12 protein-coding genes and 1 pseudogene are annotated in these 13,928 nt (G+C 59.8%); 10 read left to right on the top strand and 3 right to left on the bottom strand.

Going from position 1 to position 13,928, the window contains the following annotated elements:
• Nucleotides 1-198 precede the first annotated feature (198 nt).
• The 3 genes from QRN20_RS05020 (at nt 199) to tadA (ending at nt 3,066) form a co-directional block, all read left to right on the top strand.
• Nucleotides 199-984 carry a hypothetical protein gene (locus tag QRN20_RS05020; RefSeq protein ID WP_205858422.1) on the top strand — a complete coding sequence of 262 codons (786 nt, stop codon included), beginning with the start codon at nt 199-201 and terminating at the stop codon, nt 982-984.
• A 205-nt stretch (nt 985-1,189) separates the two neighbouring features.
• Nucleotides 1,190-2,563 carry a multicopper oxidase family protein gene (locus QRN20_RS05015; RefSeq protein WP_285360021.1) on the top strand — a complete coding sequence of 458 codons (1,374 nt, stop codon included), beginning with the start codon at nt 1,190-1,192 and terminating at the stop codon, nt 2,561-2,563.
• On the top strand, nt 2,563-3,066 hold the full coding sequence (tadA, locus tag QRN20_RS05010) for a tRNA adenosine(34) deaminase TadA (RefSeq protein ID WP_088235823.1): 504 nt from the start codon (nt 2,563-2,565) through the stop codon (nt 3,064-3,066). Before QRN20_RS05015 ends, tadA begins: the two co-directional genes overlap by 1 nt.
• Here the strand turns inward: tadA and mltF are convergent.
• Nucleotides 3,063-4,553: a membrane-bound lytic murein transglycosylase MltF gene (gene mltF / locus QRN20_RS05005; protein WP_080597859.1), complete on the bottom strand. Its 1,491-nt coding sequence runs from the start codon at nt 4,551-4,553 to the stop codon at nt 3,063-3,065. The genes tadA and mltF overlap by 4 nt on opposite strands.
• 213 nt (nt 4,554-4,766) lie before the next feature.
• Between mltF and purL the strand changes: the two genes are divergently transcribed.
• Nucleotides 4,767-8,663 carry a phosphoribosylformylglycinamidine synthase gene (purL, locus tag QRN20_RS05000; protein WP_285360020.1) on the top strand — a complete coding sequence of 1,299 codons (3,897 nt, stop codon included), beginning with the start codon at nt 4,767-4,769 and terminating at the stop codon, nt 8,661-8,663.
• Nucleotides 8,664-8,679: 16 nt separating this feature from the next.
• Entirely contained in the window at nt 8,680-8,991 is a 312-nt protein-coding gene (locus tag QRN20_RS04995) for a YqfO family protein (RefSeq protein WP_058431949.1), read from the top strand.
• Between the two features lie 206 nt (nt 8,992-9,197).
• On the opposite strand, the pseudogene QRN20_RS04990 reads toward QRN20_RS04995, so the two are convergent.
• Together QRN20_RS04990 and QRN20_RS04985 are read right to left on the bottom strand one after the other, a co-directional pair.
• Nucleotides 9,198-9,620, bottom strand: a pseudogene (locus QRN20_RS04990) (L,D-transpeptidase family protein); the annotation flags it as partial.
• A 191-nt stretch (nt 9,621-9,811) separates the two neighbouring features.
• Entirely contained in the window at nt 9,812-10,363 is a 552-nt protein-coding gene (locus QRN20_RS04985; protein ID WP_029241776.1) for an NUDIX hydrolase, read from the bottom strand.
• 149 nt (nt 10,364-10,512) lie between these two features.
• Between QRN20_RS04985 and QRN20_RS04980 the strand changes: the two genes are divergently transcribed.
• The 5 genes from QRN20_RS04980 (at nt 10,513) to purT (ending at nt 13,916) form a co-directional block, all read left to right on the top strand.
• On the top strand, nt 10,513-11,109 hold the full coding sequence (locus tag QRN20_RS04980; protein WP_043303218.1) for a CoA pyrophosphatase: 597 nt from the start codon (nt 10,513-10,515) through the stop codon (nt 11,107-11,109).
• 58 nt (nt 11,110-11,167) lie between these two features.
• Complete coding sequence (locus tag QRN20_RS04975) at nt 11,168-11,692, top strand: gamma carbonic anhydrase family protein (RefSeq protein WP_029241778.1); 525 nt, start codon at nt 11,168-11,170, stop codon at nt 11,690-11,692.
• Nucleotides 11,692-11,910, top strand: coding sequence for a DUF1289 domain-containing protein (locus tag QRN20_RS04970; RefSeq protein ID WP_285360019.1), 219 nt, complete (start codon nt 11,692-11,694; stop codon nt 11,908-11,910). The genes QRN20_RS04975 and QRN20_RS04970 overlap by 1 nt, the downstream gene beginning before the upstream one ends.
• Before the next feature lie 253 nt (nt 11,911-12,163).
• The gene (locus QRN20_RS04965) at nt 12,164-12,631 is read left to right on the top strand and encodes a VUT family protein (protein WP_004878860.1); all 468 of its coding nucleotides are present in this window, start codon (nt 12,164-12,166) and stop codon (nt 12,629-12,631) included.
• Between the two features lie 103 nt (nt 12,632-12,734).
• Nucleotides 12,735-13,916 (top strand): formate-dependent phosphoribosylglycinamide formyltransferase, encoded by a 1,182-nt coding sequence (purT, locus tag QRN20_RS04960; protein WP_122710606.1) that lies wholly within the window; start codon nt 12,735-12,737, stop codon nt 13,914-13,916.
• The last annotated feature ends 12 nt before the right edge of the window (nt 13,917-13,928 follow it).

Below are 13,928 nucleotides of genomic sequence, written 5' to 3'. Positions count from 1 at the left end.
TCGACGAGATGGCGGCGCAAGATGCCCAATCGGCACTGAGCGTGCAAAAAGCTGTCTGGCGAGTAGATCTGGCACTTGATACTAGACCCTGATAGTCGGTAGAGGACGCAGTATCCCACCTGTGCGTGCCTTGGAAGTCAGTGCCCTCATCCGTATAGCTGGACGCCACGACAAACCGCCAAACCAAACAGGCCATCCATGGAACTGCACATTTGCGATGTCTCTGACTGGACGCTGTTCAATGCCATTGCGATGACGCTGGAGCAGGAGCTGGGCGGCGAATGGCTGATAAAGGCGGATGGGCTGGATCAGCGTTATTGGGATCTGTCGGTGGATGGCGGGGTGATCACCCTGCATCTGGAGCATTATCTGGGGATCATGTTGCTCGTTGAGAGCGAGCCCGCGAGTGCGCAGCTTGATGCGCAGTTGGTCGCCAAGGCAAGCCGGGTATTGGAACCCTACCTCAACGCCGAGCCACCGCCGTCTCCGGTTCCAGCCTATACGGTCCTGCGGCCGAAGCTGAGTTTCCCGCGACTGGTCTTTCCGGTGCTTTTACGCCAGGTGCCGTTAGGGTTGATCGCAATGTTGCTGCTGTTCATGGCGGTGTCACCCCAGGATCAGCAGAGCAAAGAGTGGGTTGTTGTCATGTTCGGCTCTGTGGTGATGACGCTCATGGCATCGAGGGTAATCGTCGGCATCTACCAGCGTACGTCGCTCACGGTAGATCGGTCAGGTAACGCTGTGGTCGCAGGCGTTGAGCGCGCGTACCGGACGCCGCTTCGTGTGGTGATCAGTTGCGATTTCTCCCGCGTGCTCAGTTTTCGTACCTTTATCGTCTACGAGAATGGAAAACTGTTGGTGGCCTGTCATCACGACACGGTGCAGGACCGTGAGCACGCCCGCACCCTTGCAGCCTACCTGGGCGTGTCTGCTTACCACGAGAGCCGCTCTCAGGGACTCAGGAAGATCAGGGCGCCTGCCTGAACGTTTTGCCATGTTGTTTGCGTCTATCCTGCCGTCATCGAGCTGAACGACACGGGGCAGGGCGTCGCTGCTTCTCTGTTTTTAACAGCTCAGTGTTCGCGTTACTTCTTTACCCTTATCTTTCCCCAAATGCAGGTGTATCGTATTCGCCCCGCGCACCGGCCCTCCGGACGCGCTCCCGCAGTCGTTTCGAGGTCTTCGCTTTATGTCCTTCACCCGCCGCCAAATCCTTACAGGCATCGCCGGTCTTGCCGTGGTCGGCCTGGGTGCGGGTGGTGCTTCGCGTTATTGGCTGGGACGTAAGGCGTCGGAAGCCGGTTCGGATTTCGTGCTGATCGCTGCACCGCTGGACGTCGAGTTGGTTCCTGGCCACAAGACGCCTGCCTGGGCGTTTGGAGGTGCTGCGCCGGGGACGGAGTTGCGGGTGCGGCAGGGGGAGTGGCTGAGGTTACGGTTTATCAATCAGTTGCCGGTCGAGACGACGATTCACTGGCATGGCATTCGGTTGCCGCTGGAGATGGACGGTGTGCCTTACGTCTCGCAGTTGCCGGTCAAGCCGGGTGAATATTTCGATTACAAGTTCCGGGTGCCGGACGCCGGTAGCTACTGGTACCACCCGCACGTCAGCAGCAGCGAAGAGCTGGGGCGTGGGTTGGTCGGGCCGTTGATTGTCGAGGAGCGCGAACCGACCGGCTTCAGGCATGAGCGCACGGTCAGTCTGAAAAGCTGGCATGTGGACGAAGAGGGCGCGTTCACCGAGTTCAGCGTGTTGCGCGAGGCGGCGCGTGAGGGTACGGCGGGGCGGCTTTCGACGTTGAATGGTATTGCGCAGGCGGTCATCGAGTTGCCTGCCGGGCAGATTACCCGTGTGCGGCTGCTCAATCTCGACAATACCGTGACCTATCGCCTCAATCTGCCCGATGCCGAGGCGAAGATCTATGCGCTGGATGGCAATCCGGTCACGCCGCGTCCGTTTGGTGATGAATACTGGCTCGGGCCTGGCATGCGGATCTGTCTGGCGATCAAGGCGCCGGCGGCGGGCGAGGAGATCTCGCTGCGTAACGGTCCGGTGCGGCTGGGCACGTTTCGTTCGGTCGCCAACAACGACGCGCCGGGCGAATGGCCGCCGGAGTTGCCGGCCAACCCGGTTGCCGAGCCGGATCTGGAGCGCGCCGAGAAGATCAATTTCAATTTCGAGTGGGTGGGGTCTGTGTCGGTCAACACCGATAACGGCAAGCCGCCGAGCTTGTGGCAGATCAACGGCGAAGCCTGGGACATCACCGACAAAACCTGCGCGGATCGCCCGATTGCCAAGCTGAAGCTGGGTCAGAGCTACATTTTCGAATTGAAGAACATGACCCAGTACCAGCACCCGATTCACCTGCACGGCATGAGTTTCAAAGTGATTGCATCCAATCGGCGCAAGATCATTCCGTACTTTACCGATACTTTTCTGCTGGGTCGTAACGAGCGGGCGCGGGTGGCGCTGGTGGCCGATAACCCTGGCGTGTGGATGTTTCACTGCCATGTGATCGATCACATGGAAACCGGTCTCATGGCCGCCATCGAGGTGTCGTGATGCGCCAGCCACCGATTATCGATCGCAGCAACGATCAGTACTTCATGCGCGAGGCGCTGGCGCTGGCCGCCGAGGGTGCGCTGTTGGGTGAGGTGCCGGTGGGCGCTGTGGTCGTGCAGAACGGCGAGATCATTGGTCGTGGTTATAACTGCCCGATCAGTGGCAGCGACCCCAGCGCCCATGCCGAGATGGTTGCTATCAGGGAGGCTGCAAAGGCGGTGGACAATTATCGTCTGCCCGGCAGCACGCTCTATGTGACGCTTGAGCCGTGCAGTATGTGCGCGGGCCTGATCGTGCATTCCCGTGTGGCACGTGTGGTCTACGGAGCGTTAGAGCCCAAGGCGGGCATTGTGCAGAGCCAGGGGCAGTTCTTCACCCAAGGGTTTCTCAACCATCGCGTGTTGTTCGAAGGCGGCGTGCTGGGGGAGGAGTGCAGTGGGATGCTGAGCGAATTCTTCAGGTTGCGGCGTGCGGCGAAGGATGCTGAGAAGGGTAAGGCTTAGAGCGCGCTCTTGTCGTCGCTGGCGGCAGGTTCGGGGGTTGAGTCTGATGTCGGTTTGGTCTTGTCGACGCCGGGCACATGCAGATTACCCTCTGCGACTTGATCGCCTTCGAGCTGCGGCTGCGTGACCCAGGTCAGAATGTCGTAGTAGCGACGGATGTTGGCAACGAAATGCACCGGCTCACCGCCACGGGCATAGCCATAACGCGTTTTGCTGTACCACTTCTTCTGCGAAAGGCGCGGCAGCATTTTTTTCACGTCGAGCCATTTGTTAGGGTTCAAACCCTCGCTTTCCGCCAGCTTGCGCGCATCTTCCAGATGGCCGCTGCCTACGTTGTAGGAAGCAAGAGCCAACCAAGTGCGATCCGGCTCTTCTATCTTGTCGTCCAGCTGTTCCTTTACGTAGGCAAAGTACTTGGCTCCGCCCTGAATGCTCTGTCGTGCGTCCAGCCTATTGGTGACGCCCATGGCCTGCGCGGTGTTCTGGGTCAGCATCATCAGGCCGCGTACGCCAGTCTTGGACGTCACTGCAGGTTGCCACATCGATTCCTGATAGCCGATGGCCGCCAGCAGACGCCAGTCCACCTGTTCTTTCTTGGCGGACGACTGGAAGTGCTTCTCGTATTTGGGCAGGCGTTCCTGCAGATGCTGGGCGAAGGTGTACGCGCCGACATAACCCAGTACGTCGACATGGCCGTAGTAACGGTCTTTAAGACGCTGCAGGGTGCCGTTCTTCTCGACCTTGTCCAGATAGGCATTTATTTCGTTGAGCAAGCTGTTGTCTTCGCCCGGCCCCACAGCCCAGCGCTGTTCGCGGGCTTCACCCAGGTCGAAGGCGACGCGTACGTTTGGGAAGTAGACCTGGTTCATTGCCAGTTCGTTGGAATCGACCAGCGTGAGGTCAATCTGGCCTTCATCGACCATGCGCAGCAAGTCGACGACTTCTACCGCGTCGGATTCTTCGTATTCAATGCCGGGATTCTGCACTTTCAGCGCGGCGAGCTGTTCGGCGTGGCTGCTGCCCTTGAGGACGACAATACGTTTGCCGACCAGATCACCCGCATCGGTCGGGCGTGACTGGCCGTTGCGATAGACGACCTGCGGCGTGACTTCGAGGTAAGAGTGGGAGAAGCGGGCCTGCTGCCTGCGCTTTTCCGTGTCGATCAGACCGGCGGCACCCAGTACCGGGCCTCCCGGCTTGTTCATCTGGTCGAAAAGATCGTCCAGGTTGTCGGCGGTTTCGATCTTCAGTTCCACGCCCAGATCTTCGGCAAAGCGCTTCACCAGCTCGTATTCGAAGCCGGTTTCACCGTTGCGATCCTGAAAGTAGGTGGCCGGACTGTTGCGGGTTACCACGCGCAGCACGCCGTCCTCCTTGACCCGCTCCAGTGTGTTGGGTTTATCCACACAGGCGCTGAGCATCAGGAAGAGTCCGGTTGCGATGAGCCACTTGGCGCAACGAGTGCGGAAATCGGGTCTGAAGAACATCGGTGCAGTATACGCAAAGCGCACCGGGCGCCATATCTCGACAGCGATGCTTGCGTCTGATAGGCAACGGCATTTTGATAGCATTTGTCGCGTTTTCGAAGGTGGAGTGACATTCGGGCGCATGGAATGCTGCCGTTTTGGGTGATCAACGTCCCAGTTTAGGCTAGAATACGCGGCCTCAAAGCACACCCCCTTCCCGAGGCTGTCCCGAAGATGTTGATCCTGCGCGGTGCTCCTGCCCTTTCTGCCTTCCGCCACAGCAAATTACTAGAACAACTGAAACAAAACGTTTCAGCTGTCAGTGGCTTGTACGCTGAATTCGCTCACTTCGCCGACGTCACTGACGCTCTGTCCAGCGAAGAACAGCAGGTTCTCGACCGTCTCCTGAAATACGGCCCGAGCGTGCCGGTTCAAGAGCCGAGTGGCCGTCTGTTTCTGGTGTTGCCACGGTTTGGCACCATTTCGCCATGGTCGAGCAAGGCCAGCGACATCGCTCGCAACTGCGGTCTGGCGAAGATTCAACGCATCGAACGCGGGATCGCCTTCTATGTAGAAGGCCAGTTCAGCGACGCCGACGCTCAGTCCATCGCCGACAGCCTGCACGACCGCATGACTCAACTGGTCCTGGGCGACCACGAGCAGGCTGCCGGTCTGTTCAGCCACGCTCAGCCCAAGCCGTTGACGGCGATTGATATCCTGGGTGGCGGTCGCGCTGCGCTGGAAAAGGCCAACGTTGAATTGGGTCTGGCTCTGGCCGAAGACGAAATCGACTATCTGGTCACCAGCTTCAATGGGCTGGGTCGCAACCCTCACGACATCGAACTGATGATGTTTGCCCAGGCCAACTCCGAGCACTGCCGCCACAAGATTTTCAACGCCAGTTGGGATATTGACGGCCAGAGCCAGGAAAAAAGCCTGTTCGGCATGATCAAGAACACCTATCAGATGCACAGCGAAGGCGTTCTGTCTGCTTATAAGGACAACGCTTCGGTGATCGTCGGCAATGTCGCCGGTCGCTTCTTCCCGGATCCGGAAACCCGCCAGTACGGCGCGGTGCAGGAACCGGTGCATATTCTGATGAAGGTCGAGACGCACAACCACCCGACCGCAATCGCTCCGTTCCCGGGCGCATCGACCGGTTCCGGTGGTGAGATTCGCGACGAAGGTGCAACCGGTCGCGGCGCCAAGCCGAAGGCGGGTCTCACCGGTTTCACCGTTTCCAATCTGCAGATTCCGGGGTTCGTGCAACCCTGGGAGAAGCCTTACGGCAAGCCCGAGCGCATCGTGACCGCGCTGGATATCATGATTGAAGGCCCGCTGGGTGGCGCGGCGTTCAACAACGAGTTCGGCCGTCCTGCGTTGACCGGTTACTTCCGTACCTTCGAGCAATCGATCACCACACCGCATGGCGACGAAGTCCGCGGTTACCACAAGCCGATCATGCTGGCTGGCGGTATGGGCAACATTCGCGAAGATCATGTCCAGAAGGGCGAGATCACTGTCGGTTCCAAGCTGATCGTGCTGGGCGGTCCGGCCATGCTGATCGGTCTGGGCGGCGGTGCTGCTTCATCGATGGCGACCGGCACCAGTTCTGCGGATCTGGATTTTGCTTCGGTTCAGCGTGAAAACCCTGAAATGGAGCGTCGTTGCCAGGAAGTCATCGACCGTTGCTGGCAGTTGGGCGACCGTAACCCGATCAGCTTCATCCATGACGTGGGTGCCGGTGGTCTGTCCAACGCTTTCCCTGAGCTGGTCAACGATGGCGGTCGTGGCGGTCGTTTCGAACTGCGTAACGTGCCAAACGACGAGCCGGGCATGGCCCCGCTGGAAATCTGGAGCAACGAATCCCAGGAGCGTTACGTTCTGGCGGTGGGCGTTGAAGACTTCGACCGCTTCAAGGCGATCTGTGAGCGCGAGCGCTGCCCGTTCGCTGTGGTGGGCGAGGCGACTGCCGAGCCACAACTGACCGTGACCGACAGCCATTTCGGCAACAACCCGGTGGACATGCCGCTGGAAGTGCTGCTGGGCAAGGCCCCGCGCATGCACCGTTCGGTCGAGCGTGAAGCCGAGATGGGCGACGATTTCGATCCGAGCACGCTGGACATCGAAGAAAGCGTTCAGCGCGTGCTGCGTCACCCGGCGGTTGCCAGCAAGAGCTTTTTGATCACCATTGGCGACCGTAGCATTACCGGCCTTGTGGCCCGCGATCAGATGGTCGGTCCGTGGCAGGTGCCTGTCGCTGACTGCGCTGTGACGGCCACCAGCTTCGACGTCAATACTGGCGAAGCCATGGCCATGGGCGAGCGGACTCCGCTGGCGCTGCTGGATGCCCCGGCATCGGGTCGCATGGCCATCGGCGAAACCCTGACCAACATCGCGGCCTCGCGCATCGAGAAGCTGTCCGACATCAAACTGTCGGCCAACTGGATGTCGGCCGCCGGTCACCCGGGTGAAGACGCCCGTCTATACGACACCGTGAAAGCGGTCGGTATGGAACTGTGCCCTGAGCTGGGCCTGACTATTCCGGTGGGCAAGGACTCCATGTCCATGAAGACCCGCTGGAGCGATGACAGCGAAGAGAAGAGTGTGACGTCGCCGCTGTCGCTGATCGTGACCGGCTTCGCGCCTGTGGTTGATATTCGCAAGACCCTGACCCCAGAGCTGCGTATGGACAAGGGCATCACTGACCTGATCCTGATCGATCTGGGTCGTGGCCAGAACCGTATGGGCGCCTCCATTCTTGCCCAGACTCACGGCAAGCTGGGTCGCCTGGCTCCGGACGTGGATGACGCTGAAGACCTCAAGGCGTTTTTCGCCGTGGTTCAGGGGCTGAATGCCGACGGCCACATCCTGTCCTACCACGACCGTTCCGACGGTGGCTTGCTGGTCAGCACCCTGGAAATGGCCTTCGCCGGTCATTGCGGCCTCAAGCTGCACCTCGACGGTCTGGCTGACAATGCTTCTGAACTGAACGAGATTCTGTTCAACGAAGAGCTGGGTGCGGTCATCCAGGTTCGTCAGGACGCCACGCCGCTGGTGCTGGCTCAGTTCAGCGCGGCCGGTCTGGCAGATTGTGTGTCGGTCATCGGTCAGCCGGTGAACAACGATGAAGTTGTCATCAGCTTCGCGGGCGAGCCGGTATTCACCGGGCAGCGTCGTCTGCTGCAGCGTCAGTGGGCTGAAACCAGCTACCAGATCCAGCGTCTGCGCGATAACGCCGAATGCGCCGATCAGGAATTCGACGCGCTGCTGGAAGAAGATAACCCTGGCTTGACCGTCAAGCTGGGCTTCGACGTCAACGATGACATCGCCGCGCCTTACATCAAGACCGGTGTACGTCCTCAGGTGGCTGTGCTGCGTGAGCAGGGCGTCAACGGTCAGGTTGAAATGGCTGCTGCATTCGACCGCGCTGGCTTCAACGCCATTGACGTGCACATGAGCGACATCCTGGCCGGTCGTGTCGATCTGAACGACTTCAAGGGCATGGTTGCCTGTGGCGGCTTCTCTTACGGCGACGTATTGGGTGCCGGTGAAGGCTGGGCCAAGTCTGCGCTGTTCAACAGCCGTGCCCGCGATGCGTTCCAGGGCTTCTTCGAACGTACCGACAGCTTCACCCTGGGTGTGTGCAACGGTTGCCAGATGCTGTCCAACCTGCACGAACTGATTCCGGGCAGCGAGTTCTGGCCACACTTCGTACGCAACCGCTCCGAGCAGTTCGAAGCCCGCGTTGCGATGGTGCAGATCCAGGAGTCGCCGTCGATCTTCCTGCAAGGCATGGCCGGTTCGCGCATGCCGATCGCCATCGCTCACGGCGAAGGCCACGCAGAGTTCCGCAACGCTGATGCGCTGCTGGAAGCTGACGTATCCGGAACGGTCGCGCTGCGCTTCGTGGACAACCACGGCAAGGTCACCGAAACCTACCCGGCCAACCCGAATGGTTCGCCGCGTGGTATCGGCGGTCTGACAACCCTCGACGGTCGCGTCACCATCATGATGCCGCACCCTGAGCGTGTGTTCCGCGCTGTTCAGAACTCGTGGCGTCCTGAGGACTGGAACGAAGACGGCGCCTGGATGCGCATGTTCCGCAACGCCCGCGCCTGGGTTAACTAAGGCGGGCTGGCGGCACATGTACAAGCTGGCCTTCTTTGTTCCGCCGAGCCATGTGGACGAGGTCAAGAATGCCGTATTCGCTGCTGGTGCAGGGCGGATCGGCGCTTACGACCAATGTTGCTGGCAAGTGCTCGGCTACGGTCAGTTCCGCCCGCTGGATGGCAGTCAGCCATTTATCGGGCAGGGCGGCGTGGTTGAGCAGGTGGAAGAGTGGAAGGTCGAGCTGGTTGTGGCCGATGAGCTGATTCAGCAGGCAGTGGTAGCGCTCAAGCAGAGCCATCCCTACGAAACGCCGGCTTATGAAGTGTGGCGGCTGGAAGCGTTCTAGGTTCTGTCGTTGAAATGCTTGTGTGTCAGCACGAATGGGACGCGGAGCGTCCCGGGCTGCATACCCACGCGGAGCATGGGCACGATCAGTGTGCAGGTCGTGAGCGTTTTGGGCTGGATATTGATCGTTCCCACGCTCTGCGTGGTAACGCCTCTCAGGACGCTCCGCGTCCGGTCTCAAGATCACACCGAGTCTGACTGGCCCGACTAAGGCCTTATCTCGATCATTGTCCCGTCTTTCACCAGATCCCAAATCTCGCGCATGTCGTTGTTCTTCAGCGCAATGCAGCCGTTGGTCCAGTCGAGCGTATGGAAATACCACTCCGGGTACTCCTCATCCACCGGCGTGCCGTGAATCATGATCATGCTGCCCGGCTTCACGCCCTCACGCCGTGCGCGCGCCGAGTCCGAAATGTTCGGGTAGGAGATGTGCATCGAGAGGTTGTAGTTGCCACTTGGCTGACGCCAGTCGAGCCAGTAGAAACCTTCAGGCGTACGCTGATCGCCTTCCTGAAGTTTGGTGCCCTTGGGGTTCTTGCCCAGGGAAATCCGATAGGTCTTAAGCGCTTCGCCGCCGCTGATCAGTTGCAACTGGCGCACCGACTTGAGCACCAGCACCTTGTCGATTTTCTTGTCGGCGATGCTTTCGGTGTTGATCACCTTATGGTTGATGATCTTCTGTTCACTGCCCTTGGGCACGATGGTTTGAGTGAAAGCAGCCTGGGACAGCGGGACGAACAACATGCAGACGAAAGCGAGCAACCAGCGCATTACCATTTCCCTGAGGGCTCAAGAGAGCCAATCTCGATTGCGAAGCCGAATTAAGAAACCTGCATTGGACGTGACGGGGGAAGGGCACTGGTATGAACCGGGTAAACCTGCCGACGCCGATCCGCGAAGAAGCATTCTAGGGTACGCCTGACCGTCATGAAAGCCAGGTCTTGCCACGGAATGTCGGCTTCTTCGAATAATTGCACTTCAAGGCTTTCAATACCGGCAGCGAAGTCCTCGGTTGCCATTTCTGCGCGGTAAAACACATGCACCTGATTGATATGCGGCACGTCGATTACTGAGTACAGATGCAGCTCGCTCAGGGTGGCACAGGCTTCTTCGACTGTCTCGCGCCGTGCCGCCTGTTCGATGGTCTCGCCGTTCTCCATGAATCCGGCTGGCAGTGTCCAGAAGCCCAGGCGCGGCTCGATGGCGCGACGGCACAGCAACACCTTGTCGCCCAGCGTCACCAGACAACCGGCGACGATGTTGGGATTCTGATAATGAATGGTGTGGCAATGCTCGCAGACATACCGCAGGCGGCTGTCGCCTTCGGGGATGCGCTGGATGACGGGGTTGCCACACTGGCTGCAAAATTTCATGGTGTCGGTCGATAGTGAATGCAGGCGCTATCTTGGCTTGTCCCGCCGCCGATGAGCAAGCGTCTATGTGGGGCGACTTGTCCTACAAGGGCTTGGGCACTTCGCAGCTTTGGTGCATAGTGCCGGTAAGCAACAGATCGAGATTTGCCATGCTGGATGAGCTACTTCGCCGTGTAGTCAGTCATACGCCGGACACCCTTGAGACGGATCGCTCCTTTCCCGAGGCCGCAGTGCTGGTGCCTGTCACTCGCAGTGACGAACCGGAGTTGATTCTGACTCTGCGCGCCAGCGGGCTTTCGACCCATGGCGGCGAAGTCGCCTTCCCCGGCGGGCGGCGCGATCCCGAAGACCCGGACCTGATTTTCACGGCCTTGCGCGAGGCCGAAGAAGAGATCGGCCTGCCACCCGGTCTGGTGGAAATCATCGGCCCGTTGAGCCCGCTGATCTCCAAGCACGGTATCAAGGTCACACCGTATGTGGGCGTGATTCCCGACTTTGTCGAGTACCGGCCCAATGATGGTGAAATTGCCGCCGTGTTCAGCGTGCCGCTGGAGTTCTTTCGTCAGGACACTCGCGAACACACGCACCGGATCGACTACGAAGGACGCAGTTGGTACGTCCCCAGCTACCGTTATGGCGAGTACAAGATCTGGGGGCTGACCGCAATCATGATCGTCGAACTGGTCAACGTGATGTACGGCACGCAGATCAGCCTGCATCATCCGCCCGAACGCTCCACCAGTTGAACACCGTGTCATCCATAAAGCGTCATGCCCAGGAGCATGGCCAGCCTGAGGAAACCGCATGAAATACCGACTGGGAGATTCCCGCGTCCAGACCGATCCGCAAAGCTGGGTCGCACCCAATGCGGTGCTGATCGGCAAGGTCAGGCTGGAGGCAGGGGCCAGTGTCTGGTTCAACACCGTGTTGCGTGGCGATAACGAACTGATTCATATCGGCGAAAACAGTAACGTGCAGGACGGTACGGTAATGCACACCGACATGGGCTCGCCGCTGAACATCGGCAAGGGCGTGACCATTGGCCATAACGCGATGCTGCATGGCTGCAGTGTTGACGATTACAGCCTGATCGGTATCAACGCGGTCATTCTCAATGGTGCAAAGATCGGGAAATACTGCATCATTGGCGCCAATTCACTGATTGGCGAAGGCAAGGTCATTCCCGATGGCTCGCTGGTGATGGGCTCGCCGGGTAAAATCGTCCGCGAGCTGACCGATGTGCAGAAGAAAATGCTCGAAGCCAGCGCTGCCCATTACGTCCACAACGCCCAACGCTATGCCCGCGACCTGGCGGTGCAGGAAGATTGATGAGCACTGAATCGATAGTCGAAAAGCCGGTCCGTTCGCCCTGCGTCAGCATTTGCGCGCTGGACGAAGATGATATCTGCACCGGCTGCCAGCGCACCGTCAGCGAAATCACCCGCTGGAGTCGCATGAGCAATGACGAGCGCCGTGTTGTGCTCGGCCTGTGTGATGACCGGGCCAGGGCCAGCGGGATGATGTGGATGCTGGGTGGCAAGGGCTGAGCCCTGTCGAATCATAGCGCCGTCTCTTATCAAACAACCTGTAAATTACTGAAGAAGCGCGATTTTGTGGGAGCGGACTTGTCCGCGAATACTGTGTTTCAGGCGATGAATATTCGTCGGATGTACTGGCCTTTTCGCGGACAAGTTCCCAAGCGTTTGCTTCCGATCAAGCCAGCAGCGCTTTGGTTGCTCCCACCCCGGCTTTCCCTGCTGCTACCATTGGCACCCATTTTTCAGGCAACAGTACCCGCCCATGCTTTTTCTGATCGCCTACATCGGCAGCGTCGTGCTGATCAACTTCGCGTTTTCCAGTGCACCGCATCTGGATATCATCTGGTCGGCCTGGGGCGGGCTGGTGTTCGTGCTGCGCGACATGGTGCAGATCCGGTTCGGCCACGGCGCGATTCTCGCCATGCTGGCGGCGCTGGTGCTGTCCTACGTCACCAGCGATCCGACCATCGCCTTGGCCAGTGCCACAGCATTTGCGGTATCCGAATGCATCGACTGGCTGGTGTTCAGCATCACCAGGCGACCACTGCGCGACCGTCTGTGGATCAGTTCGGCGCTGAGCATTCCGCTGGATACCTTCATCTTCTTCGGCATGATCGACGCCCTGACAACACCCGTGATTCTGACCGCGCTGCTCTCCAAGTTTGCCGGAGTGACCGTTGTCTGGATGATCATGGCCTGGCGGGCACGCAACAACGCTTGTCCGGGTTGAGCCCCCATTTGTCGGGGCTTCATGGTAAATTGCGCGCCTTTCTCCACAGCGGTTGCTCGCACACGGCGGGCTGCCCTCGATATCTGCTCCACGAGGACCTGAGATGACTCAAATCGGAACTCCACTGTCGCCTACCGCGACGCGCGTACTGTTCTGCGGCAGCGGCGAGCTGGGCAAGGAAGTCGTGATCGAGCTGCAACGCCTGGGCGTCGAAGTGATTGCGGTCGACCGCTATGCCAACGCCCCGGCCATGCAGGTTGCGCACCGCAGCCACGTGGTCAACATGCTCGACGGCGCCGCGCTGCGCGCAGTGATCGAGGCCGAGAAGCCGCATTTCATCGTTCCGGAAATCGAGGCCATCGCCACCGCCACGCTGGTAGAGCTGGAGGCCGAAGGTTTCACCGTCATCCCGACCGCTCGCGCTGCACAGCTGACCATGAACCGCGAAGGCATCCGTCGTCTGGCCGCTGAAGAGCTGAAGCTGCCGACTTCGCCTTACCACTTTGCCGACACCTTCGAGGCCTACAGCAAGGCCGTCGATGATTTGGGCTTCCCATGTGTGGTCAAGCCGGTCATGAGTTCGTCGGGCAAGGGCCAGAGCCTGCTCAAAAGCGCTGACGACGTACAGAAAGCCTGGGATTACGCCCAGGAAGGCGGGCGTGCCGGTAAAGGCCGTGTGATCGTCGAGGGGTTCATCGACTTCGATTACGAAATCACCCTGCTGACCGTGCGTCATGTCGGCGGCACCACATTCTGTGCGCCGGTCGGCCATCGGCAGGAGAAGGGCGATTACCAGGAATCCTGGCAGCCACAGGCCATGAGCCCGGCAGCGCTGGCAGAGTCCGAGCGCGTGGCCAAGGCGGTGACCGAGGCGCTGGGCGGTCGCGGCATCTTCGGTGTGGAGCTGTTCATCAAGGGCGATCAGGTGTGGTTCAGCGAAGTGTCGCCGCGCCCGCATGACACCGGTCTGGTGACACTGATCTCCCAGGACCTGTCGCAGTTCGCCTTGCACGCCCGCGCCATTCTGGGCCTGCCGGTTCCGTTGATCCGCCAGTTTGGTCCGTCGGCTTCGGCTGTGATTCTGGTCGAAGGCCAGTCGACGCAAACCGCGTTCTCCAACCTCGGTGCAGCATTGGCCGAGCCGGACACTGCCTTGCGTCTGTTCGGTAAGCCGGAAGTCAACGGTCAGCGCCGTATGGGCGTAGCCCTGGCGCGTGACGAATCCATTGAAGCTGCTCGCGCCAAAGCTACCCGCGCATCGCAGGCGGTCAAGGTCGGGCTGTAACGTTGTCCCTGA

It is taken from the genome of Pseudomonas sp. fls2-241-TYG-175 (assembly GCF_030209155.1).
Taxonomy (GTDB): Bacteria; Pseudomonadota; Gammaproteobacteria; order Pseudomonadales; family Pseudomonadaceae; genus Aquipseudomonas; species Aquipseudomonas viridiflava.
The sequence above is the reverse complement of the archived record's forward strand: the minus strand, read 5'-3'. Positions and strand labels throughout refer to the sequence as shown.

Bases quoted from the DNA above. Each gene is read 5' to 3' on its own strand.
- QRN20_RS05020 (WP_205858422.1), top strand. From the start codon at position 199: ATGGAACTGCACATTTGCGATGTCTCTGACTGGACGCTGTTCAATGCC.
- QRN20_RS05015 (WP_285360021.1), top strand. From the start codon at position 1,190: ATGTCCTTCACCCGCCGCCAAATCCTTACAGGCATCGCCGGTCTTGCC.
- tadA (WP_088235823.1), top strand. From the start codon at position 2,563: ATGCGCCAGCCACCGATTATCGATCGCAGCAACGATCAGTACTTCATG.
- mltF (WP_080597859.1), bottom strand. From the start codon at position 4,553: ATGTTCTTCAGACCCGATTTCCGCACTCGTTGCGCCAAGTGGCTCATC.
- purL (WP_285360020.1), top strand. From the start codon at position 4,767: ATGTTGATCCTGCGCGGTGCTCCTGCCCTTTCTGCCTTCCGCCACAGC.
- QRN20_RS04995 (WP_058431949.1), top strand. From the start codon at position 8,680: ATGTACAAGCTGGCCTTCTTTGTTCCGCCGAGCCATGTGGACGAGGTC.
- QRN20_RS04985 (WP_029241776.1), bottom strand. From the start codon at position 10,363: ATGAAATTTTGCAGCCAGTGTGGCAACCCCGTCATCCAGCGCATCCCC.
- QRN20_RS04980 (WP_043303218.1), top strand. From the start codon at position 10,513: ATGCTGGATGAGCTACTTCGCCGTGTAGTCAGTCATACGCCGGACACC.
- QRN20_RS04975 (WP_029241778.1), top strand. From the start codon at position 11,168: ATGAAATACCGACTGGGAGATTCCCGCGTCCAGACCGATCCGCAAAGC.
- QRN20_RS04970 (WP_285360019.1), top strand. From the start codon at position 11,692: ATGAGCACTGAATCGATAGTCGAAAAGCCGGTCCGTTCGCCCTGCGTC.
- QRN20_RS04965 (WP_004878860.1), top strand. From the start codon at position 12,164: ATGCTTTTTCTGATCGCCTACATCGGCAGCGTCGTGCTGATCAACTTC.
- purT (WP_122710606.1), top strand. From the start codon at position 12,735: ATGACTCAAATCGGAACTCCACTGTCGCCTACCGCGACGCGCGTACTG.